General features: G+C 66.8%; 22 protein-coding genes. 8 read left to right on the top strand and 14 right to left on the bottom strand.

The genetic code is table 11. The annotated features are described in order from the left end of the window. Positions 1-48 precede the first annotated feature (48 nt). A complete protein-coding gene (locus tag HC022_RS02075) occupies positions 49-1,530 on the top strand; it encodes an MORN repeat-containing protein (RefSeq protein WP_167451144.1) in 1,482 nt (493 codons plus the stop codon). A 147-nt stretch (positions 1,531-1,677) separates the two neighbouring features. Here HC022_RS02075 and HC022_RS02070 read toward each other — a convergent pair whose 3' ends face one another. Then, positions 1,678-2,181 (bottom strand): hypothetical protein, encoded by a 504-nt coding sequence (locus HC022_RS02070; protein ID WP_167451143.1) that lies wholly within the window; start codon positions 2,179-2,181, stop codon positions 1,678-1,680. Positions 2,182-2,410: 229 nt separating this feature from the next. Between HC022_RS02070 and HC022_RS02065 the strand changes: the two genes are divergently transcribed. Then, on the top strand, positions 2,411-3,331 hold the full coding sequence (locus tag HC022_RS02065) for a YihY/virulence factor BrkB family protein (RefSeq protein ID WP_167451142.1): 921 nt from the start codon (positions 2,411-2,413) through the stop codon (positions 3,329-3,331). Between the two features lie 248 nt (positions 3,332-3,579). On the opposite strand, the gene HC022_RS02060 is transcribed toward HC022_RS02065, so the two are convergent. From HC022_RS02060 to HC022_RS02050, 3 genes are all read right to left on the bottom strand, one after another. Continuing rightward, a complete protein-coding gene (locus HC022_RS02060; protein WP_008886941.1) occupies positions 3,580-4,632 on the bottom strand; it encodes an AI-2E family transporter in 1,053 nt (350 codons plus the stop codon). An 87-nt stretch (positions 4,633-4,719) separates the two neighbouring features. Further along, positions 4,720-5,409, bottom strand: a complete 690-nt coding sequence (locus HC022_RS02055) for a TrkA family potassium uptake protein (RefSeq protein ID WP_165617034.1) — start codon at positions 5,407-5,409, stop codon at positions 4,720-4,722. 2 nt (positions 5,410-5,411) lie between these two features. Continuing rightward, complete coding sequence (locus HC022_RS02050) at positions 5,412-6,812, bottom strand: TrkH family potassium uptake protein (protein WP_167451141.1); 1,401 nt, start codon at positions 6,810-6,812, stop codon at positions 5,412-5,414. A 220-nt stretch (positions 6,813-7,032) separates the two neighbouring features. On the opposite strand from HC022_RS02050, the gene HC022_RS02045 reads away from it, so the two are divergent. Next, on the top strand, positions 7,033-7,632 hold the full coding sequence (locus tag HC022_RS02045; protein ID WP_167451140.1) for an exopolysaccharide biosynthesis protein: 600 nt from the start codon (positions 7,033-7,035) through the stop codon (positions 7,630-7,632). A gap of 27 nt (positions 7,633-7,659) precedes the next feature. Here HC022_RS02045 and HC022_RS02040 read toward each other — a convergent pair whose 3' ends face one another. Genes HC022_RS02040 through HC022_RS02030 form a run of 3 tightly spaced genes read right to left on the bottom strand, consistent with a single transcriptional unit; the run spans position 7,660 to position 9,691 of the window. After that, positions 7,660-7,884 (bottom strand): hypothetical protein, encoded by a 225-nt coding sequence (locus HC022_RS02040; RefSeq protein ID WP_167451139.1) that lies wholly within the window; start codon positions 7,882-7,884, stop codon positions 7,660-7,662. A gap of 20 nt (positions 7,885-7,904) precedes the next feature. Then, entirely contained in the window at positions 7,905-8,753 is an 849-nt protein-coding gene (locus HC022_RS02035; protein WP_167451138.1) for a metallophosphoesterase, read from the bottom strand. Beyond that, positions 8,750-9,691 (bottom strand): diacylglycerol kinase family protein, encoded by a 942-nt coding sequence (locus HC022_RS02030; protein ID WP_167451137.1) that lies wholly within the window; start codon positions 9,689-9,691, stop codon positions 8,750-8,752. Before HC022_RS02030 ends, HC022_RS02035 begins: the two co-directional genes overlap by 4 nt. Before the next feature lie 204 nt (positions 9,692-9,895). Here HC022_RS02030 and HC022_RS02025 point away from each other — a divergent pair, with 204 nt between their 5' ends. The 3 genes from HC022_RS02025 (at position 9,896) to HC022_RS02015 (ending at position 12,432) form a co-directional block, all read left to right on the top strand. Beyond that, positions 9,896-10,624, top strand: a complete 729-nt coding sequence (locus HC022_RS02025; RefSeq protein ID WP_089956452.1) for a CbiX/SirB N-terminal domain-containing protein — start codon at positions 9,896-9,898, stop codon at positions 10,622-10,624. 112 nt (positions 10,625-10,736) lie between these two features. After that, positions 10,737-11,192, top strand: coding sequence for a hypothetical protein (locus HC022_RS02020; protein WP_167451136.1), 456 nt, complete (start codon positions 10,737-10,739; stop codon positions 11,190-11,192). 4 nt (positions 11,193-11,196) lie between these two features. Further along, a complete protein-coding gene (locus HC022_RS02015; RefSeq protein WP_167451135.1) occupies positions 11,197-12,432 on the top strand; it encodes an HlyD family secretion protein in 1,236 nt (411 codons plus the stop codon). Between the two features lie 112 nt (positions 12,433-12,544). On the opposite strand, the gene gyrB is transcribed toward HC022_RS02015, so the two are convergent. From gyrB to rpsT, 5 genes are all read right to left on the bottom strand, one after another. Then, positions 12,545-14,962 (bottom strand): DNA topoisomerase (ATP-hydrolyzing) subunit B, encoded by a 2,418-nt coding sequence (gyrB, locus tag HC022_RS02010; RefSeq protein ID WP_008887125.1) that lies wholly within the window; start codon positions 14,960-14,962, stop codon positions 12,545-12,547. A gap of 79 nt (positions 14,963-15,041) precedes the next feature. Beyond that, positions 15,042-16,148, bottom strand: a complete 1,107-nt coding sequence (gene recF / locus HC022_RS02005) for a DNA replication/repair protein RecF (RefSeq protein WP_167451134.1) — start codon at positions 16,146-16,148, stop codon at positions 15,042-15,044. Positions 16,149-16,296: 148 nt separating this feature from the next. Next, positions 16,297-17,415, bottom strand: coding sequence for a DNA polymerase III subunit beta (gene dnaN, locus HC022_RS02000; protein WP_008886527.1), 1,119 nt, complete (start codon positions 17,413-17,415; stop codon positions 16,297-16,299). A 153-nt stretch (positions 17,416-17,568) separates the two neighbouring features. After that, entirely contained in the window at positions 17,569-18,945 is a 1,377-nt protein-coding gene (gene dnaA, locus HC022_RS01995) for a chromosomal replication initiator protein DnaA (RefSeq protein ID WP_040384663.1), read from the bottom strand. A gap of 522 nt (positions 18,946-19,467) precedes the next feature. Then, positions 19,468-19,731: a 30S ribosomal protein S20 gene (gene rpsT, locus HC022_RS01990; protein WP_008887011.1), complete on the bottom strand. Its 264-nt coding sequence runs from the start codon at positions 19,729-19,731 to the stop codon at positions 19,468-19,470. A 254-nt stretch (positions 19,732-19,985) separates the two neighbouring features. On the opposite strand from rpsT, the gene HC022_RS01985 reads away from it, so the two are divergent. Continuing rightward, positions 19,986-20,168, top strand: a complete 183-nt coding sequence (locus HC022_RS01985) for a hypothetical protein (RefSeq protein ID WP_008886447.1) — start codon at positions 19,986-19,988, stop codon at positions 20,166-20,168. Positions 20,169-20,283: 115 nt separating this feature from the next. Here HC022_RS01985 and HC022_RS01980 read toward each other — a convergent pair whose 3' ends face one another. Together HC022_RS01980 and mutM are read right to left on the bottom strand one after the other, a co-directional pair. After that, entirely contained in the window at positions 20,284-21,060 is a 777-nt protein-coding gene (locus HC022_RS01980; RefSeq protein WP_008886852.1) for an enoyl-CoA hydratase, read from the bottom strand. 64 nt (positions 21,061-21,124) lie between these two features. Continuing rightward, entirely contained in the window at positions 21,125-21,976 is an 852-nt protein-coding gene (mutM, locus tag HC022_RS01975; RefSeq protein ID WP_167451133.1) for a bifunctional DNA-formamidopyrimidine glycosylase/DNA-(apurinic or apyrimidinic site) lyase, read from the bottom strand. Between the two features lie 81 nt (positions 21,977-22,057). On the opposite strand from mutM, the gene HC022_RS01970 reads away from it, so the two are divergent. Beyond that, the coding region (locus HC022_RS01970; RefSeq protein WP_167451132.1) for a class I SAM-dependent methyltransferase at positions 22,058-22,259 on the top strand (202 nt) is incomplete at its 3' end.

Here is a 22,259-nt window from a genome sequence, read left to right as displayed (position 1 = left end):
GTTTACCTTCCGGGCACGAGGCGAGGGATATCCGGCAAGGAACGAACAATGACACGCGCAGGCATCAAACTTGCCGCCGCAGCGGCTTTTCTGGCCATTGCCGGCGCCGCCATCGCGCAGGATGACGGCGAGATCATCACCAAGCAATTCGACGATGGCGGGGTCTACGAGGGCACCTTCCAGGACGGTCTGCGCCACGGGACCGGCACCTACCGGCTGCCGAACGGCTACGAGTACACCGGCACCTGGGTCGAAGGCGAGATCAATGGCGAAGGCACCGCCCGCTACCCCAGCGGCGCGATCTACGAAGGCCATTTCGAGAAGGGCAAGCCCGAGGGCATCGGGCGCATCGTGCTGGCCGACGGCTCGGTCTACGAGGGCTCCTGGCTCGACGGCAAGATCACCGGAAAGGGCGTGATCCAGTACGCCAACGGCTCGCGCTACGAGGGCTCGTTCCGCAACGCGCTGCACCACGGGCGCGGCGTGATGACGACCCCCGAGGGCTACCGCTACGACGGCGACTGGGTGAACGGCGTCGAAGAGGGCAACGCCACCATCACCTACCCGGACGGCTCGGTCTACGAGGGCCGCGTCGCCAACGGCAAGCGCGCCGGTCAGGGCGTGCTGACCATGGCGGACGGGCTGGTCTACGAGGGCATGTGGCGCGACGGGCAGCAGGACGGCTCCGGCAAGCTCACCCTGCCCAACGGCGACATCTACGAGGGCGAACTGGTCGACGGCCGCCGCGAGGGCGAGGGCAAGGAGACCTACGCGAACGGCGACACCTACGAGGGCGCCTTCAACAACGACCAGCGGCAGGGCTTCGGCACCTTCACCGGCGCCGACGGCTACCAGCTGCAGGGCAGCTGGGTGGCGGGTCAGATCGAGGGCGAGGGCCGGGTGACCTACCCCGACGGCTCGGTCTACGAGGGCGAGATCCGCGGCGACCTCGCCAACGGGCGGGGCAAGACCACCTATCCCGACGGCTCGACCTATGACGGGGCCTGGGTCGACGGCGTGATCGAGGGCGAGGGCATCGCCACCTACACCAACGGCGTGGTCTACCAGGGCGCCTTCAGCAACGCACGCTACAATGGCGAGGGCCGGATCACCTACCCCGACGGCTACACCTACCAGGGCGCCTGGAAGGACAACCAGCGCCACGGCCACGGCACCGCGACCTATGCCGACGGCGCCACCTACACCGGCGATTTCCGCGAGGACCTGCGCCATGGCGAGGGCGAGATCGTGATGCCCGACGGCTTCCGCTACAGCGGCGGCTGGGTGAACGGCGATTTCGAGGGCGAAGGCATCGCGACCTACGCCAACGGCGACGTCTACGAGGGCAGCTTCCGGGACGGCAAGCGGCACGGCCAGGGCACGCTGCGCTACGCCACCGGCGAAGAGGTCTCGGGCGACTGGGTGAACGGGGTGCTGACCACCGCCACACCGGTCACCACGCCCGATGACGGCGAGGCGCCTGCCGAGGGCGCCCCTGCCGAAGGCGCCGAGGCCCCTGCCGCCGACTGAGTTGGCGGCGCGCCCTGCGTCGCCGATTGTCCGGGCGACTGGCCATGGTCTGCTCGCCGGATTGGCCGGGTGACTGGTTCCACCGCTCCTCACGCCGCCCAAAAGATGACCGGGCCGGTGACGGGCCGGCCCGCCCTGCCCCGCCGGTCAGCTGTCGCGGCAGCGCGAGACGCCCATGCGGATCAGGTCGGCCCCCATCAGCGTCAGGTAGCCCGATGTCACGTAGCGGGCCCGCGACAGGAACCAGCCCTGCACGCCCGGCGGGTAGTAGGTTGCCATGCGCTGCGACCAGTATTCGAAGCGCTCGCGGCGGATCGGCCGTGACGGGTAGCCCGGCCCATGGAAACCGAAGCGCGTGTCCGGGTCGACGCAGACGTTGCCCGCGCCGAGGTAGAGCGTGCAGGCCGAGAGGCAGTAGCGCCCCCGGATCTCGACCCGTTCCCCGCGCGAACGCAGCGCCCGGATTTCGGCGAAGCGCGGCTTCAGCCGCCCGCCGGTGTCGTTGCCGATGACCCGCACCGAGCTGCCGCCCGCGAAGCCGTATTGCGGCGCGCCCCGGGCCGGGAGCGCCAGCGCGCAGAAGCACATGAGAGCGAGGAACGCGGCCAGCCGGAAGGCCGGTCGCGGCGAAAGCGGTTCGGAGGGGGGCATTGCCGGGTCTCCTGCAGATCCTGGTGTCGCCTCGCGGCGCGGGTTGTCACGGGGCGACGTCGCTTCGGACGCCGCTGCGACGGGGCCCAGAGGGCCTCGTGCCGCGCCAAGGGACCGGATTCGGCTTAAGCGCCGGTTGAGGTGCGAAATTGTCTCTAATTGTCAGTTATTTCGCGCGCGCAGCGTTGGTGCATTGACGCCGCGACAGCGCACCGCCCATCCTCAAGGCATGAGCGACACCTCCCTTCCCGAGGACGCCCCCGCCGGGGCGCCTCCTCCGCCTGCGCCGCGCAGAGCCGTCAAGCTGACCTTCGGCGACTGGATGAGCGCGCTCTGGGGCACCTGGCAGCGGATGGACGAGCGCAACCTCGGCCTGATCGCCGCAGGGGTCGCGTTCTACGCCTTCCTCTCGCTGTTCCCGGCGATCTCGGCCGTGATCGCGATCTGGGGCTACTGGGCCGACCCCATTGTCATCTCCGAGCAGATGGAGCTGGTGAAGGAGGTCATGCCGGAAGAGGCCTACAGCCTTCTGGCGACACAGATTTCGGCGCTCATCACCGCCAACCGCTCGACCCTGCAATGGGCGTCGGTGATCTCGATCGTACTGGCGATCTGGTCGTCGCGGGCCTCGGTCGCGGCGCTGATCCGGGGCCTAAACGCTGTGTACAACACGCCGCACCGCGAGAACGCCATCCGCCGGCTCGCCGTGGCCTTTCTGCTGACCGTGCTACTGGTCCTGACCGCGCTCGTCGCCTTCGCGGCGGTGGTGATCGTGCCGGCGACCTTCGTCTTCCTCGGTCTGCCGTTCCACGTGGAGCTCATGGTCAGCATGCTGAAATGGGCGATCCTGCTGGCAGTGGTGTTCTTCGCCATCGCCCTCCTCTACCGCTACGGCCCCAACCGCCGGCAGGCCCGGATGCGCTGGTTCACGCCCGGCGCGGTGCTGGCGCTGCTCGGCTGGGCGCTGGGGTCGTGGGTCCTGACCACCTACGTGCGCAACTTCGACCGCCTGAACGAGGTCTACGGATCGCTCGGCGCGGTGGTGGCGCTGCTGCTCTGGTTCTACGTCAGCGCGCTGGTCACGCTTCTGGGCGCGCAGCTTAACGGCGAGCTGAACAAGCGCCGCAAAATTCGTGAAACTTATTCTTGAAGACCCGGGAACCGGTTGAGACGACGGGCGTTCTTATCCCAAGGGCGCGAAAGTCCTGTCCCTAAGCGTGTCGCACCCTGTCCCGACTTCCCTCAGCGACACGCACCCCATACCCCGCTCTCCCTCCCCGGAGAGCGGGGTTTTCTTTTTCCACGCCTCCCCGGTCCCGCCAGTGTCTCGGCAGACAGCACAACGCCCGCACCGGTGTCTCCGGGCGGGCGTGTCCGTGGTCGCGACATGTAAGCTGGTCAGGCAGGCCGGGCGGCGGGATTGCGCGAAGGCCGGTCGCCGAGGATGTCGAAGAGACGCAGCGTGATCAGCGTCACCGGGATCGCGACGATGCCGCCCAGCGGGCCCCAGAACCAGAGCCAGAACAGCAGCGCGACGAAGATCAGGAACGGGTTGATCTGCACGTGCCGCCCGACCAGCGAGGGCGTGACGAACTGCGCCTCGGTCATGTTGAGCCCGAGATAGATCGCCATCGGTGCAAAGGTCATCAGCCCGTCGAAGTTGACGATGCCCGCCAGCAGCAGCCCGCCGGCCAGCGCCGCCGGCCCGAGGTAGAGCACGAAATTCAGAAGCATCGCAGCGATGCCCCAGACCACGGCGCCGGGCAGCCCGATGAGCATCAGCGCCGCCCCCACCGCGAGGCCAAGCCCCGCGTTCACCACCGAGATCGCCGCGAAATAGCGCGAGACCATTTTCTCGGCCGCACAGAAGCGCTCGAGCATCATCGGCGTCTCGGGGCCCGAGCCGATGCGGTGCGCCATCCAGCGGTAGATGTCGTTGCGGGTCAGCAGGAAGAAGAAGAGCCCGCCGAGGAACACCAGCACCTGCGCGAGGATCACCGGTGCGAGGAACAGCGCGTCCTTCATCGTCGGCACGCCGGTAGCGTCCGAGGATTCGGCGACCGCCGCGCCGAGCGCGTCCTCGATCTCGCCGCTGACCTCGCCGATACCCTGTATCAGGCCCCGGTATTCGAACATCAGCTTGCCGAGCTCGAACTTGATCGAGGGGATCCGGTCGATGACGAGGGTGATGTAGGGCTCTACGAGGAAGGCGAGCGCCGCAATCGCGAAGAAGATGCCGATGATGATACCGAGCGCCACGACGCCGCGCGGCAGCCCGAGACGTTCGAGCCGGTCGGCGAGCGGCGCGAAGATGACCCCCACCACGATGGCGAGCATGAGGGGGGCGAAGATGTCTTCTGCTACCTTGAGAGCAAGGAGCAGCGTTCCGGCAGCCATGATCGCCACCGAGACGCGCAGCACTGGATCGGGGGCGGTGGCTGATCGTTTCATGCCGGCTCAACCTTGGATCGGGCGCGAAGGTTCCGCCCCCTCGGAACCAAATGTTGTGTCAGCCGGCCCGTCCCGTCCGGGGCCCTCTCAGCCGCGCTCGGCGAGGCCGTTTTCGGCGGGCTCCGGCGGCTCTGCGAAGAGCGCGTCGAGCTTCTCGTGCGCCTTCGGGGCGGCCACGATGATCAGCCGGTCGCCCTCGCAAAGCTCGTCAATGTCGAAGACGAATTCCTCCTCGTTTTCGCCCCGCGCGATGCCGATGATGCGCGCCTTCTCGGGCAGCTCGAAATCGGCGACGGTCCAGCCGTGGCAGCGCTTGCCGATCTTGTAGCCCAGCACCTGCACGCCCTTGTAGTAGCGCAGGTCGAGCGCGGCGTCGGCGCCGTCTTCGAGCACCCGGACAATGGAACGCGCCACCGTGGCGTGCGGAGTGATGAGGTCGCTCAGGCCAAGCTCCTGGCAGACCGACAGCAGTTCCGGGCGCACGATCTGCGGCACCACGCGCGGGAAGCCGACCGAGCGGCCGACGGCGGCGGCCAGCACGTTCACGTCGTCGGCGTTGGTCAGCGCCACCAGCGCGTCGGCATGATCGCCGAAGGCATCGCGCTGCACCGTGGGCAGGCAGCCGTCGCCATGCACCATGCCGCAGTCCAGGGTCTCGCGCGCGGACTTCAGCCGCTCGGGGTTCTCGTCGACGAGGACGACCTCGTGACCGCTTTCCAGCAGCTCCTTGGCGGTCGCCTGACCGAAGCGCGAGGCTCCGACGATCACAACTCGCATGGTCAGCTCCTTTTCCGGATCCATGTGTAGGGAGACAGCGCCGCGATCAGCGCGACGAACTCGAGGCGCCCCAGCAGCATCGCCGCGATCAGCGCGAGCTTGAGATGGGGGGCGAGAGAGGGTTCCGAGATTCCGACCGAGAGCCCGGCAGTGGATTGCGCCGAGATGATCTCGAAGCTCGCATAAAGCGGGTCGATGCCCGAGGCGATGAAGATCAGCCAGAACACGAAGGCGCAGGCCACGTAGAGCGACAGGATCGCGGCGATGGCGGCGATGCGCTCCTCCTCGATCTCGCGGCCGCGTTCGGTGAGATGGATGACCGCACGCGCGGGCGAGCGCAGGCGGATGAGCGTGAGCCGCACGCTTTTCGCGAGCAGCACCGCGCGGTCGATCTTGATGCCCCCGGCGGTGGAGCCGATGCCGCCGCCGACGAACATCCCAGCGAGCACCAGCGCCACCAGCGGCCGGTACTCCATCACCGGGGCCACCGAGAAACCGGCGGTGGTCATGCCCGAGATGAAGTTGAGCGCGGTCTGAAGCAGCACCATCGGGTTGGTCTCCCGGTCGAGCAGCAGAAGCCCCACCACCACCAGCGCGCCGCCCAGCGTCGCGCCCAGCACAGCGCCGGTATTGGTCTTCTCCCACGCCGGCCCGAGCCCGTAGCGCCGGGCGTAGACGTAGAAGAGCAACGATACCGAGGTCGCGAGACAGGCCACCATCGTCACCACCTGCGCCGCGACAGGATAGGAGGCCAGGGAGTCCGGGCGCGGCGAGAAGCCCCCGGTCGAGACCGCAGAGAGCGCGATCATCAGCGCCTCCCAGAAGCTGGGCATCAGCGGCCAGAGCGCCAGCACCGCAAGCACGGAAATCGCCGTGTAGACCCGCAGCAGCGCCCGGGCCTGATCGCGGGTCGAACTGAGGATGTCGCGCTCCTCGATGCCGGCCTCGCCCATGGCCTGCGCCACGTTGCCGGGACCGAGGATCAGCGCGCTGCCCGCCACGGCGATGGCAAAGCCCCCGCACCAGAGCAGCCAGCCGCGCAGCAGGTGCCCGGCCACCGGCCAGTCGTAGACGTCCCCCGCCACCGACAGCCCGGTCGAGGTGATCCCCGAGACGGATTCGAAGAGCGCATCCAGCACACCCAGCCCCAGCACTTGAAAGGCGGGCACCGGCAGGATCGCGGCAAAGAGAAAGAGGATCACCAGCGTGCAGACCGCCTCGATGGCGCGCAGGTCGTGCGGGGGTGGCAGGCGCCGTCCCGCAAGCCCCGCGCCGATGCAGAGCACCGAAGCGCCGCCGGTCATCGCGGCGAGTTCCCACTCGCCCTCGATCAGGGCCACCGCCGTGGGTGGCAGGAAAATGGCTGACAAGATCATCCCGTGGCTGAGGACGGCGCGGCTCACCACGCCGGGTCTCGCTCTCCAGGTGACGCTGTTCTGTCCGCGGCTTTTGGCCAAGCGGCCCCCCTTGAGCTGCACCGGATTCGGCCCGGCAACCCGGCGGACGGTAGCACCATGCCCAGCCCTCTGCCCGCCTCTTTTTTGATCTGCTATAGGCTGTTGCAACGGAACCCGGACGGGCCCCGCGCATTGAGTAACGATCGGAACAGGAGACCCGCACCAAATGACAGCCGCGGCGCAACAAGGGCACGGGCCCGTCGGGCAGATCGTCGACAGACTATCCAGGGTGACCGAAGCAGAAGACCTCACATTGCGGGACCTGTTCGAGGAATTCGGCGAGAGCTCGTTCCTGCCGGCGCTGATGGTTCCTGCTCTGCTGGTGGTCTCGCCGCTCTCGGGGATTCCACTGTTCTCTTCGGCCTGCGGGCTGGCGATCGCCTTCATCTCGGCGCAGATGCTGGTGTCCCGGCGTCACCTCTGGCTGCCGGACGTGCTGATGCGCCGCCGCATCGACAGCGAAAAGGCCCACAATGCGGTGGGCAAGCTGCGCGTGGTGAGCAACTGGCTCGACAAGCATTCCAAGCGCCGGCTGCGGGTGCTGACTGCGACCCCGCTCTCCAAATGGCTGCAACTGCTGTGCTTCCTATGCGGCGCAGCGATGCCGTTCCTCGAGATCGTGCCGTTCTCGTCCTCGCTGCTCGGCGGCGCGGTGATGCTGATCGCCACGGCACTGCTGGCACGCGACGGTATCTTCGCGCTGTTCGGAAGCTGCGTCATCGTGGGCGCGGCGCTGGTGCCGCTCTTCGCGCTCGGGGTGATCTGAGCCCCCCGGGCGCACGGTCGGCCTTGTTCAGCCCATCGCCGCCCAGCCGAGGACCACCGCGACCAGCACCCCCAGAAGAAGCAGCCCGAGAAACAGCCGCGTCGCACTGCGCCCGGCGCGGCGATCGGTGGCAGTCTCGGGAAGATGGCTGGGCCGGTCGGCGGCACCCGCGTCTCCGGGCCCGGCACGCACGTCGCGCGGATGCGCCACGTGTTCGGCATTTTCGGCGGTGTCAGTCTCGCGCTCCGTCATCGGACGCCCCTCCTGTTGACTCAGTGGCGCAACGCCGCGGGGTCCCTGACCGTTCCCGCCGGCTCCGCGGACATAGTGTCGCGGCGCTCCTTCCAGCCCTCGTCACCATAGACGAACCGGCGCACGCCGGCCTCGGCAAAGGCACCGTCGCGGGCGATCATCCGCGTCACCGCCACCTCGTCCTGCGCCACGTCGAGCAGGGCGAAATCGTTCTCCTGCCCGCGCAGCCGGGTCGAAAGCCCGGTACCCACGTGAACCTGCAGCACCTGCGAGCGGTTCTTGCGCGACAGGAAGGGCTCGGCCCGCCAGCGGTGCAGGTGGCCCGAGAGCACGATATGCGCGCCACAATCCGAGAGCTGCTCGATGGCCTTGTTGGCCCCGCGCATCAGGCTCTTCTTCACGTCGGCATCCTGCTCGAACGGGTGATGCGCCAACACCAGCTTGGTGCCCTCGGACTCGCCGAAGATGCGGCAGGCCTGGCGCAGCTGGAACCAGCGCACCTTGCCGCGCTGCCAGCGGTAGCGGTCGACGGTGTTGAGCCCCACCGCCACGATCCCCGCGCCCCGGAAGGTCGGGAAGAGGTCGTTGCAGATATGCTCGCGATACCGCTTGTAGGGCCGGATGAACCGCATCCAGAGATTGTCGAGCGAGACGTCGTGATTGCCTGGCACCGCCATCCACGGCGCTTCGAGCCGGTCGAGGAAGGCGCGGGCCTCGCGATATTGCGAAACACGGGCGCGTTGGGTGAAATCGCCGGTGACGGCAACGAGATCGGGACGCGCTCCGTTTATCGCGGCGAGCAGCGGGTTGAGCAGTTCGACATCGGTACGTCCGAAGTGCAGGTCTGAGATATGGGCTATTCGGGTCATTCTGTCGGGTCGTTTCGGGGCACCATGACTCGGAGGGGCACGTCGCGCAACCGGACGCGGATCGGTGTCTTCATCAGGGCCTTCTCGCCGTCGCGGGCGACAAGCGCCTTGGGACGGCCGGTGTGGATGGTGATGTCGCGGGCGGTCACGAGGTCGAAATCGGCACCCTTCTGGGCCGCGCCGCCCGCCAATTTCAGCGCCGTGCGCACGAGGTCGATGCTGCGCTCGCCCTTGGCGGTGAAGAGCGCGAACTTGCCGTCCCGCACCGCCTCGACGCCGTCGAGGTTGAAACGGTCGAGCTGGTAGGCGCTGTTGGCAACGAAGACCAGCGACGTGCGGACCTTCCTCTCCTGCCCGTCGATCACGATGCGCAGCTTCAGCGGGCGGCGGAAGCCCGAGAGCGCGAGCAGCACCGACCAGTAGGCGGCAATGCGCGAGCGGCCCCAGCGGTTGTAGATGCTCTCGCGCCGGTGAAGGATCAGAGGGTACACCCCGAGGCTGGCGTTGTTCAGAAACACCTCGCCGTTGACCTCGCCCAGCGGCATGTCGTGCAGCTCGCCATTGGCCAGCACGTCGATGGCGCCTTCCATGTCCTCGGGAATGTCGAGACCGCGCGCGAAGTAGTTGAAGGTGCCCTGCGGGATCACCCCCATCGGCACGCCCTCGTCATGGCTCGCCGCCGCCACTGCAGCAATGGTGCCGTCCCCGCCGGCGGCGACCAGCATGTCGGCGCCGCTCTGGCGCAGTGCACGACGGGCGGCCTCGGTCAGGTCCTGGTTGCGGTCCGGCGCGACCACCTTGGCATTGAGCCCGGCCTCTCCCAGCAATGCCGCGATCCTGGCGCGACGGTCGCCTTCCGCGTGGTCTCCGGATCTTTCGTTGAGAATGACGCAAACGGTGCGCTGGGACTGCACGATGGCCTCCTGGATGAACCCCATTTCAACGTCCCGGCGGGGCACGCGGTTCCATCACCTGTTGAAAAGGCAGCTTTCAAGACGCATCTTCAAAAATCCGGATAGGTCCGGCGACGGACCCGTTCGAATCGTCTAGCATCAATCCAGACGCTGCCGAGCGTCGCCCTCCCTTACGCCAACGAGCACAAACAAAAACAAATCAAGCAGCTGCAAGGAGTCGCCGACGAAATGGCCGAGCCCCCGACGCCCCCACTGTCCGCAGTGATCGTGGCCCATGGAAGTCCATCCGACCCGCCCTCGCAGGAGGCCGCGCTGCGGGCGCTGGCCGTGAGGGTCGAATCCCGGATGCCCGGATGGGAGATCGGCAGCGCCACGCTTGCCACCACCGGCAAGCTCGAGGCCGAGATCGCGCGGCTGGGCAAGCCGCTGATCTACCCGTTCTTCATGGCGCGGGGCTGGTTCACCGGACAGGTTCTGGCAAAGAAGGCCCGCGCGCTGGGGGTAAGGATGCTCGAACCCTTCGGCGTTGAGCCCGGGCTCCAGGCCTGCGCCCGGCGCGAGTTGTCCGCGTTCCTCGCGGCGCGCGGCTGGCAGGCCTCCGAGACGGCGCTGGTCGTCGCCGCGCACGGCAGCGCCGTGTCGCGCACCAGTGCCGACAGTGCCTATGCCTTCGCCAAGACCCTGCACGCGGGTCTCGGTTTCACCGCGACGCGCACAGGCTTCATCGAGCAGCCGCCGTTCCTCAAGGACGTTGCACAGGGGCTGTCGCAGGCGGTCTGCCTGCCCTATTTCGCGCAGGAATCCGGTCACATGAGCGACGACGTGCCCGCCGCGCTGGCCGCCGCGGGCTTCGAGGGCCCGACGCTGCCGCCCTTCATCGCCTGGGCCGACACGCCCGCCTTGATCGCCGAGAGCATCGCGCGACAGGGGGCCGAGGCAGGACTCCCGTGTAAGTAGCATCCAGATCACGCCAAAACCTCTTAAGTGCAGGATCTGGCGAGAAAAAGCTTATCACGCCCCCGTGACTGTGCCTAAATGCCCGTGGTTCCGCAGCACACGGGGGTCTTCGGTGGAGCAATCGTCCATCCATCCGCTCGCGCCGCATCACATCCCCGGCTACGTGGCCGGGGCCGACGGCAGCGATGTCCTGTTCACGGCGATGGCGATCTTCGGGATCATCCTGGTCGCCGCGCTCGGGGTGTTCTATCTCACGCTGCACGCGATCCCCGAGCGGATGGCCCACAAGAGCAACCATCCGCAGCTTCAGATCGTCGGGATCCTCGCGCTGCTGGCGCTGTTCACCCACAACAACCTGTTCTGGGCAGCGGCGATCCTCGTGGCCGGGTTCCGGGTACCCGACCTGCTCACCCCGATCGAATCCATCGCCGACTCGCTGGCCGCGCTGAAGGCCAAGGCACTGGGAGAGCCCCAGCCCGTCGCCGAGGCGCCCGAACCCGCGCCTGCCCACGGGCATCATGGGCATGGACACCCCCACGCCCCCGACGCACCGAAAGAGGAGAGCTGATCCGATGCTCGAAGCGATCCTCTGTTCGCTGGTCTCGCTGCTGCCCGATTACCTGTTCCGCCGCTACGGTCAGGGCAAACGGATCGGGCACGAAATCACGCTCTTCTCCATGTGGTATGAGCTGCGCTGGGGCCTCACCATCTGGCTGATGCTGACCATCTCGCTGATCACGGTGCTGTTCTACTACCACCCGGCGAGCCTGACCGTGAACTCCTACTTCCGTACCGTCACCATCCTCCCGCAGGTCAGCGGCCGGGTCTCCGAGATCCACGTCTCGAACAACCAGATCGTCTCGGCAGGCGATCCGCTGATCGAGCTCGACGGCCTGTCGCAGCGCGCTTCACTCGACGCGGCGCGGGCGCAGCTGGTCGAGACCGAGGTCTCGGCCACCATCGCCGAGACCGATCTCGCGCTGGCCGAGGCGGGTGTGGCGCAGGCCCGCGCCGCCCTGACCCAGTCGCAGGAGGAACTCGAGCGCAACGAGACCCTGCGCGATCAGGGCTCCAGCGCCGTCCGGCTGACCGAGATCGAGCGCCTGGAGAACCTCGTCGACCAGCGGCAGGCGCAGCTTCAGGCGGCGGAATTGCAGCAGCAGAGCGCGCAGCAGCAGATCGACCAGGTCATCCCCGCCAGGCTCGAAAGCGCCAAGGCGCAGGTGGCGCTGGCGCAGGCCGAGCTCGACAAGACGGTGATCATCGCGGGCATCGACGGGCAAATCGAACAGTTCGGCCTGCAGGTCGGCGATTTCATCAGCCCGCTGGCGAGGCCCGCGGGGATCCTCGTGCCCACCGAGTCGGGCCGCAACCGTTTCCAGGCCGCCTTCAGCCAGATCGCGGCGCAGGTCATCCACACCGGGATGGTCGGCGAGATGGGCTGCATGTCCAAACCCCTCGACATCATCCCAATGGTCGTGACGCAGGTGCAGGACGTGATCCCGGCGGGGCAGATCCGGCCCACCGACCGGCTCGCGGATCCGCAGGACAACGTGCGCCCGGGCAGCGTTCTGACCTATCTCGAGCCGCTCTACCCCGGCGAGGCCAGCCGGGTCCCGCCCGGCAGCAGCTGCATCGTGATGCTCTACACCGACAACCATGCCAAGCTCGAGGACGAGACGCTGCCCACCGGCCGGAAGATCTTCCTGCACGTGGTGGACACCATCGGCGTGGTGCATGCCGCCGGTTTGCGACTGCGGATGCTGTTCATGCCAGTGCAGCAACTGGTGTTCTCGGGCGGCCATTGACCCCCGGACCCGGGGCCCCTGCCCCGCGCCATGAACCTGACCAAGTCAAAGGGCGGCGCGCAGTCCCTGCACGCCGCCCTTCCCTTGTCTCATGCCTCCGGCCCGCAGGGGCTCAGAAGTCGAGGTTCTCGACGCTGAGCGCGTTCTGCTGGATGAACTCGCGCCGCGGTTCCACCACGTCGCCCATCAGCTTGGTGAAGATGTCGTCGGCCTCGGTCAGGTCGTCGACCCGCACCTGCAGCAGCGTGCGCGCGTCGGGATCGAGCGTCGTCTCCCAGAGCTGGCCCGGATTCATTTCGCCCAGTCCCTTGTAGCGCTGCAGGGCCAGACCCTTCTCGCCTTCCTCGAGGATCCCCTCGAGCAGGCCGAGCGGGCCGTAGATGGCCTGCCGGCGATCCTTGCGCTCGAGCGTGGAGGCGGTCGAGTAGATCGCCTGCAGTGCCTGCGTGAAGCTTCCGGTCTTGCGCGCCTCGCCCGAGCGGAGCATCGGGCCGTCCAGCGTCCGGACCTCTTCCACGCCGCGAAGGATCCGCGCGAGACGGATGCCACGGTCCTGCGTGATGCGGCCGGTCCAGCCCTTCTCGTACTCGACCGCGATCAGGTCGAGCCGCTGCGCCACCCGGTCGGCCACGCCCTGAAGGTCGGCATCCACGGCGCCCGGCACGAAGGCCCCGGCCACGGCGGCCTGCTCGAGGATGTGGCGCGGGTAATGCGTCGGGAAGGCGTCGAGCACGCGCTTGAGCTGGCGTGCCTCGTCGATAATGCGTCGCAGGTCCTGTCCGACGATGACCTCGCCGCTGCCCAGCGTGAGATGCGCGCCGTCGATGCCCTGGTCGATCAGGTAAGCGTCGAGCGCCGCCTGGTCCTTGACGTAGACCTCGGACTTGCCGCGGCTCACCTTGTAGAGCGGCGGCTGCGCGATGTAGAGATAGCCGCCCTCGATCAGCTCCGGCATCTGCCGGTAGAAGAAGGTCAGCAGCAGCGTCCGGATGTGCGCGCCGTCGACGTCGGCGTCGGTCATCAGGATGATCTTGTGATACCGCAGCTTTTCGATGTTGAACTCGTCGCGGCCGATGCCGGTACCGAGCGCCATAACGAGGTTGCCGATCTCCTGGCTGCCGAGCATCCGGTCGAACCGCGCCCGCTCGACATTCAGGATCTTGCCCTTCAGCGGCAGGATCGCCTGCGTGCCACGGTCGCGCCCGGTCTGCGCCGAGCCGCCTGCGGAGTCACCCTCGACGATGAAGAGCTCGGTCTTGGACGGGTCCTTTTCGGAGCAGTCCTTGAGCTTGCCGGCGAGGAAGTTGACGTCCATCGGGTTCTTACGGCGGGTGAGTTCGCGCGCCTTGCGGGCGGCCTCGCGGGCCAGCGCTGCCTCGACGATCTTGCCGACGATGATCTTGGCCTCGTTCGGGTGCTCCTCGAACCACTCGGTCAGCTTCTCGTTCACAAGGTTCTCGACCGCCGGGCGTACCTCGGACGAAACCAGCTTGTCCTTGGTCTGGCTCGAGAACTTGGGATCGGGGACCTTGACCGAGAGTACGCAGGTCAGGCCTTCGCGGGCGTCGTCACCGGTGAAGTTGACCTTCTCGCGCTTGGCGATGCCGCTGTCGGTGGCGTAGCGCGTGAGCGTCCGGGTCAGCGCCCCGCGGAAGCCCGCGAGGTGGGTGCCGCCGTCGCGCTGCGGGATGTTGTTGGTGAAGGGCAGCACGGTCTCGTGGTAGCTGTCGTTCCACCACATCGCGACCTCGACGCCGATGCCGTCCTTCTCACCGGTCATGTAGATCGGATCGGGCATCATCGGCTGCTTGGAGCGGTCGAGGTATTTCACGAACTCCTTCACGCCGCCGTCGTAGTGCAGCTCGATCCGCAGCGGTTCCGCCGGGCGCTCGTCCTCGAGGATGATGCGCACGCCGGAGTTCAGGAAGGCGAGCTCGCGCAGGCGCTTTTCGAGCGTGTGGAAGTCGAAGTCGAGGTTCGAGAAGGTACCGGTCGAGGCGAGGAAGCGCACCTCGGTGCCCTTTTCGCCCGGAGCCTCGCCCACGACGCGAAGGTGCTCGGTGGTCTCACCGTGCTCGAACTTCGCGTAGTGCTCCTTGCCGTTGCGCCAGATGCGCAGCTCGAGCCAGACCGAGAGCGCGTTCACCACCGAGACGCCCACGCCGTGCAGACCGCCGGAAACCTTGTAGGAGTTCTGGTCGAACTTCCCGCCGGCGTGCAGCTGGGTCATGATGACCTCGGCCGCCGAGACGCCTTCTTCGTGGTGCATGTCGACCGGGATTCCGCGGCCGTTGTCACGCACCGAGACCGAGTTGTCGGCATGAATCTTCACGCGAACGAAATCCGCGTGGCCTGCCAGAGCCTCGTCGATGCCGTTGTCCACGACCTCGTAGACCATGTGGTGCAGGCCCGAGCCGTCATCGGTGTCGCCGATGTACATCCCGGGACGCTTGCGCACTGCTTCCAGGCCCTTGAGAACCTTGATAGAATCCGCGCCGTATTCCTGCGGCGCGCCTGCGGGTTCGGCCATCTAGCCATCCTCTGTCTTGTTTGTGGATTTTATAGTGGGAAAGCCCTGCAATGTCACGCAGATGACACAAGATTTGGTGTCAGTTGAGCGGGTTTTCAACGAAAGATTGCCCGCCCTCCTCGCGCACCTCGAGCCGCTGTGCGCGGGCACCGAGCTCTCCGAAGAGCTCGGGTCCGGTGCCGGTCATCCAGGCCTGCGCCCCCAGCGCGCAGATCTCGTCGTAAAGCGCCGCGCGGCGGCCCGCGTCGAGGTGGGCCGCGACCTCGTCGAGCAGCAGGATCGGCGGCGCACCGAGGTCGGCGGCCAGCGCCCGCGCGTTGGCGAGGATCAGCGAGATCAGCAGCGCCTTCTGCTCGCCTGTGGAGCAGTCCGAGGCCGGCACGCCCTTGGCGGCAAAGACCCCGTGCAGGTCGGCGCGGTGCGGCCCGATCAGCGTGCGCCCGGCCGCCATGTCGCGGAAGCGGCTCTCGGACAGCGCGGCGCGCAGGCCCTCGGCAGTCTCGGGAATGTCGGCCTCGGTCGACACCAGCTCGAGTTCGGCGGCGGGAAACTGCGTCTCGGCCCCCTCCTGCGCCTGCGCCAGCCGTGCCAGCGCCGCCTGCCGGTTCGACTGGAGCTGCGCGCCGGCCTGCGCCATCTGCCCTTCGAGCGCCGCGTACCAATGCGCGTCGCGGACCTGGTCCTTGAGCAGCCTGTTGCGCTCGCGCATGGCCTTTTCGTAGGTCAGGGAGGCGTCGGCGTGGTCAGGGAAGAACGACAGCGTCATGCGGTCGAGAAACCGCCTGCGGCCCTCGGGCGCCTCGATCCAGAGCCGGTCCATCGAGGGCACCAGCCAGAGCACCCGGGTGATCCGCGCCAGCGCCGTCTGCGGCGCGGGCTTGCCGTCGATCGAGACCTGCCGCGCGGCACCGGCCTCGGCACGGATGTCGATCTCGTGGACCCCGTCGGGGGCGTGCAATTCCGCGCCGATGCGCCAGCCCAGGGCCTCGGGCCGGCGGGCGATCTCCTGCGCCGCGGCACGCCGCATGCCGCGCCCGGGCGACAGCAGCGACACCGCCTCGATGAGATTGGTCTTGCCCGCCCCGTTCGGCCCGTAGATCGCCACGGGACGCGCATCCACCGCGATTTCCGCGCGACGGTGCGAGCGGAAATGCGACAGCGCGAGCGAGGAAAGATGCAGGCTCATGGAGGTGCCTGGCGCATGTTGGAAGGTGTTTTTTCGAGTATCTCCAGACAGATGAAAGACAGGCGCGGTGCCTGTCCCTCAGTCTTGTCCGGACACGAGACGGCTGGCTCCCAAGCGGTGCGAGGCTTCGGGGACGGGGTGCCCCGACTCACACCCGCATCGGCATCACGACATAGACCGCGCTGGTGTCGCTGCCCTCGCGCATCAGGGTCGGGTCGCCGGACGAGTTGAACATGAACACCGCGTTCTCGCGATCCACCTGGCTCGCGATCTCGAGCAGGTACTTTGCGTTGAAGCCGATCTCGAGCGGGTCGTCGCCATAGGCCACGGCCAGCTCTTCCTCGGCGGCGCCGCTGTCGGGCGCGTTCACCGAGAGCACCAGCCGGTCCTCGTCAAGCTGCAGCTTCACCGCGCGCGACCGCTCGGACGAGACGGTCGCGACCCGGTCCACCGCCTTGGCGAACTCGCTCGCATCGACCTCGAGCCGGCGGGTGTTGCCGGTGGGGATCACGCGCGAATAGTCGGGGAAGGTGCCGTCGATGACCTTGGAGGTCAGGGTAATGTCGGGCGTGGCGAAACGCACCTTGGTCTCGGAAACCGACACCGCGATGTCCATCTCGTCCTCGTCGAGCAGCTTGCGCAGCTCGCCCACGGTCTTGCGCGGCACGATCACGCCCGGCATGGCCTCGGCGCCCGACGGCAGCGGCGCGTCGATGCGCGCAAGGCGGTGGCCGTCGGTGGCGACGCAGCGCAGCACCCGGCCCTCTTCGCTGTCGGCGATGTGCATGTAGACGCCGTTCAGGTAGTAACGGGTCTCTTCGGTGGAGATGGCGAATTTCGACTTGTCGAAGAGCTTGCGCAGCACCTCGGCCTTGGCGGTGAAGTTCGTCGCGTATTCCGACGAGGCCATGACCGGGAAGTCCTCCTTCGGCAGGGTGGCGAGGTTGAAGTTCGACCGTCCCGCAGTCACCGTGAGACGTCCGGCGCCGCCGTCCTCGGACAGTTGCACCAGCGCCCCGTCGGGCAATTTGCGGACGATCTCGTGCAGCGTCACCGCCGACACGGTCGTGGCCCCTGCCCGCTCGACCTGCGCCGGCGCCTTGTCCAGGACCTCGATGTCGAGATCGGTGGCACGGAAGGTCACCGTGTTGCCCTCGGCCTCGATCAGGACGTTGGCGAGGATCGGAATGGTATTGCGCCGTTCCACCACGGATTGCGCCTGACTCACTGCCTTGAGCAGTGTCGCGCGTTCGATACTGACTTTCATCCCTCACCCTCCGCGATGCCGGAGATGCAGCCTAGCGCCATGCGCTAGCCGCTCCAAGCGTTGTTTCTGCGATTGATCCGATGGTTTCAATGTGCCGTCAAGGCCGCGGGGCCACGGTTTCGCGGCCCCGGCTCGATGTGTTGTGACAGGGACTCAGGCTTCGAGCGCGCGGCGCAGCAGCTCGACGTCGTCGGCGATCTGGCTGTCCTGCGTGCGCAGTTCCTCGATGCGCTTGACGCCGTGCATCACGGTGGTGTGGTCGCGCCCGCCGAAGCGGCGGCCGATCTCGGGCAGCGAGCGGGCGGTGAGCTGCTTGCACAGGTACATGGCCACCTGCCGCGGACGCGCGAAGTTGCGCACCCGCTTCGGGCCGATGAGATCCGAGAGACGGATGTTGTAATGCTCGGCCACCTTGCGCTGGATCTCCTCGATCGAGATCTTGCGGTCCGAGGCGCGCAGCACGTCGGCGAGACAATCCTGCGTCAGCTCCATGGTGATCGGCTGGCCGACAAGAGACGCGAAGGCGAAGAGGCGGGTCAGCGCGCCCTCGAGCACCCGGACGTTGGTCGAGATGCGATGCGCGAGGAATTCGAGAATGCCGTCGTCGAGTTGCAGCGACGGGTATTGCAGGCGGTAGTTCTGAACCTTGGACTGGAGGATGCCAAGGCGCAGTTCGTAGTCGGTCGGGTGCAGGTCGACGACGAGGCCGGACTGGAGCCGCGAGCGGATGCGGTTCTCGAGGTCCTTGATCTCGTCGGGGGCACGGTCGGCCGAGATGATGATCTGCTTGTTCTGGTCCACCAGCGCGTTGAACGTGTGGAAGAACTCTTCCTGGGTGGAATCCTTGCCGGCGATGAACTGCACATCGTCCACCATGAGCACGTCGACCGAACGGAACAGCTCCTTGAAGTCCATCATGCGACGTTCGCGCAGGGCCTGGACGAAGCGGTACATGAACTGTTCGGCGGAGAGGTAGAGCACGTTCAGGTCGGGACGGTGGTTGCGCAGGTCCCATGCGATCGCATGCATCAGGTGCGTCTTGCCGAGGCCGACGCCGCCGTAGAGGAAGAGCGGGTTGAAGGTCACCTGGCCGCCCTCGGCCACGCGCTTGGCCGCGGCGTGGGCCAGCTCGTTCGGCTTGCCGACGATGAAGCTGTCAAAGGTGAAGCGGGCGTCGAGCGGAGCCCCCGGAAGCACGTCCCCAGAGGTCGCGGTCGCCGTCTGCGTGGACGCGGCGGAGCCCGCGGTCGGAGCCGGGCGCGGCTGCTGCGACGGTCGCGTATCGACGTTCGCAACCTGGAACTTCAGGCGCCTGATCTCGGAATCCATCGATGCCAGCTTGGCCAGCAGAAGCTCGCCGAAATTCTGCGACACGTAGGTGCCGATGAAGTTCGTCGGGACATTGAAGACCGCGATGCCACCGGGCTCGATGCCGTGGAATTCGATCGGCTGGATCCAGGTCTTGTAGTTGTTCTCCCCGATCGTGCTGCTCAACTGGTCCTGCAACGCGCCCCATTGTTCCTTCGTCATTCTGTCCCCGCTCCGAAAGCTTCTTGCCATGTGCTCGACTCGTCGTCCCGGGGCGCCCTGCGCGTGGCGCCCCGCGAAGCACGTCGCTTGACAATACTCGGCTGCCCCATGCCGTGGAAGCATGGGCTGGGGTGACACGCACCCCTGACCGGAAACAACGCCGCTACCGCCCTTGCTCCCCTGTGCAAAGGTGGCTTGGCTGGCGCTTTCCGCGCTTTGTATATGTTCGGACTGGCAGGGCTTGCGCCCTGTTCCGACAGCTGTGACAGCAGACTGCCGAAGACGCGGCTTCAAACGCCACTGGAATGCGTGGCGCTGATCCGCTTGCCTGTCCCCCCAAGCAATGTGACTCGCCTGTTGAAATTAGCAACTCGGCGTGAACAGCGGCAACCGATCTTCAAACTTGACTCCGGAGTTTACCGAAAAAGAATCTCTTTGATCAATTAATGGGTGGAGGAACGAAAAAAGGCACCACTGGTTGTGGTGCCTTTCGCCTTAGAGATATTCGCAGTGTGTGGCTTTTCAGCCGAGCGATTTGACGCGCGATGCGAGGCGCGAGATCTTCCGCGACGCGGTGTTCTTGTGGAAGACACCCTTCGTCACGCCGCGCATCAGCTCGGGCTGTGCGGCGCGCAGGGCGGCGACTGCGGCGTCCTTGTCACCGGAGGCGATGGCCTCCTCGACTTTGCGGAGGAAGGTGCGGATGCGCGAACGGCGGGCCTTGTTGACCGCGAACCGATTTTCGTTCTGGCGGGCGCGTTTTTTGGCTTGGGGCGAATTTGCCATGATGATCTGTCCTGTCTGTCTCGGGTCTATGGTATCTGGAGTGCGCAATACCGCCTTGACCCGGACTCTGTGTCGGGACCGATTCTTGCCAAAGCGGGCATCACGCGCATGTAGCGGCGGCACCTATAGCAGAATCTCGGAAAAGCAAAGCCCAAATGCCCGAAACGCGCCATGGGTCGCAGAATCGCTTTCAGTTCCCTATAGTCGGGCTCCCGTCACGGCGGGCGTGTTCTCACTGAAGGGAGGAGTCAGAGATGGACGCAATGCAGATCACCGAGTACGCGCAGGCGCTCTACCGCACCCATGGCGACCGGGCCGAGATCGAAGCCGCGCAGAAGGTGCGCGAAAGCGAAGAGCGCGGAAACGCCACCCAGGCGCGCGACTGGCGCGCCATTCAGGCGGCCATCCGCAGCCATCGCGGCGCCCTGCAATCCTGACATGACCTGAGCCCGGCCGGATCGGGGCCCGCTCACGGCCCGCGACATCCCGGTCGGGAAACGCAAAACGGCCCGCCGATCCGGCGGGCCGCTCAAAACAGTGTCGCCTGCGCGATCAGCGGTCGCGGAACTGCGCGCTGCGCTTTTCCTGGAAGGCGGCCATGCCTTCCTTCTGATCCTCGGTACCGAAGAGCGAGTGGAACACGCGGCGCTCGAACAGCAGACCTTCGGTCAGCGTGGTCTCGTAGGCGCGGTTGACCGCCTGCTTGGCCGCGATGGTGGCGATCATCGACTTCTCGGCGATCTTGTCCGCCGCGGTGCGCACCTCGTCCATCAGCTGCTTGGCGGGGACGACGCGGCTCACCAGACCGGCGCGCTCGGCTTCTTCCGCATCCATGAACCGGCCCGTCAGGTGCATGTCCATCGACTTGGACTTGCCCACGTAGCGGGTCAGGCGCTGGGTGCCGCCGATGCCGGCGATCACGCCGAGGTTGATCTCGGGCTGGCCGAACTTGGCGTTGTCGGCACAGATGATGAAATCGCACATCATCGCCAGCTCGCAGCCGCCGCCCAGCGCGTAGCCGCTGACCGCTGCGATGATCGGCTTGCGCACCTTCGCGGCAGCATCGACCGTCGGCTGGAAGAAATCGCCGAGGAACATGTCGACGAAGCTCTTCTCGGACATCTCCTTGATGTCGGCCCCTGCGGCAAAGGCCTTGGCCGAGCCGGTCAGGATGATGCAGCGCACCTTGTCGTTGGCGTCCGCCTCGGTGAGGGCCTGCGCCAGCTCTGACAGAAGATGGCTGTTAAGGGCGTTCAGGGCGTCCGGGCGATTGAGGGTGATGGTTGCGACGTGGTCCTCTACTTCGACGATGATCGTCTCATAGGCCATGACTTCGGGCTCCCGTCCGTTAGCGTCAAAACGCAGCCTTAACAGCTTGACCGGACCGATCAAGCTATCTTTGGCAGCTCGGACAGTAGAAGGACGAGCGCCCCGATTGCACGATCCGGTGGACGGTTTCCGTGCATCCGGGCGTTCGGCAGGGCGCGCCCTCGCGCCCGTAGACGTCGAAGCTGTGCTGAAAATATCCAAGCTCGCCATCGGCTTGGCGGAAATCGCGCAGGCTCGAGCCGCCCGCCGCGATGGCCTCCTCCAGAACCTGCCGGATCACCGGAACGAGCGAGGCGATGCGTTTCGCGGAAATTCTGCTGACGCGACGTCCGGGATGAATCCCGCAGCGATAAAGCGCCTCGCAGACGTAGATATTGCCAAGCCCCGCGACGATTTTCTGGTCGAGCAGCGCCGACTTGATCGGCATCGTCCGCCCCGAAAGCGCCGCCACGAGGTGGGATTCGCTGAACGCGTTGCCCAGCGGTTCCGGCCCCAGCGCCGCCAGCAGCGGATGCTGCTCGGCCGTCGCCGTGGGCATCAGGTCCATCGCGCCGAAACGTCGCGGGTCGTTGAAGGTGATGCGGGCGCCGTCGGCCAGGTCGAGCACCACGTGATCGTGCTTTTCCGGAGCAGGGTGGTCGTGCACGAACCGCCCCAGCGCATCGCCCGAGACCAGCATCCGCCCGGTCATGCCGAGGTGGATGAGCAGGGTCTCGCCGCTGTCGAGATCGCCCAGAATGTACTTTGACCGCCGCCGCAGCCGCTCGACCCGGGCCCCGGTGAGGCGCTCGGCCATGCGCTCGGGGAAAGGCCAGCGCAGGTCGGGACGGTTGACCAGGGCCTTCGCGATGGTGTTGCCCTCCATCACGGGGGCGAGGCCGCGGCGCACGGTTTCGACTTCGGGCAGTTCGGGCATTCTCACTCCTTGTCACGGGGCCGCATTGCAGCGCGGGCCGCGCGCTCTATAAGGAGATGCAGCAACAGGACGGCAAGACCCATGAGCGACAACACCCAGAAAACCACGCATTTCGGTTTCACCGATATCCCCGAAAGCGAGAAGGCAGGCCGGGTGCGCGGCGTCTTCGGGTCGGTGGCGTCGAAATACGACGTGATGAACGACGCCATGTCGATGGGCATCCACCGCATCTGGAAGGATGCGATGATGGACTGGCTGGCGCCGCGGCCCGGGCAGCGGCTGC

Origin of the sequence: Salipiger sp. HF18, assembly GCF_011806505.1 — a bacterium.
In the GTDB taxonomy this organism is placed as follows: Bacteria; Pseudomonadota; Alphaproteobacteria; order Rhodobacterales; family Rhodobacteraceae; genus Salipiger; species Salipiger thiooxidans.
This window is presented reverse-complemented; position numbering and strand designations above follow the sequence as displayed.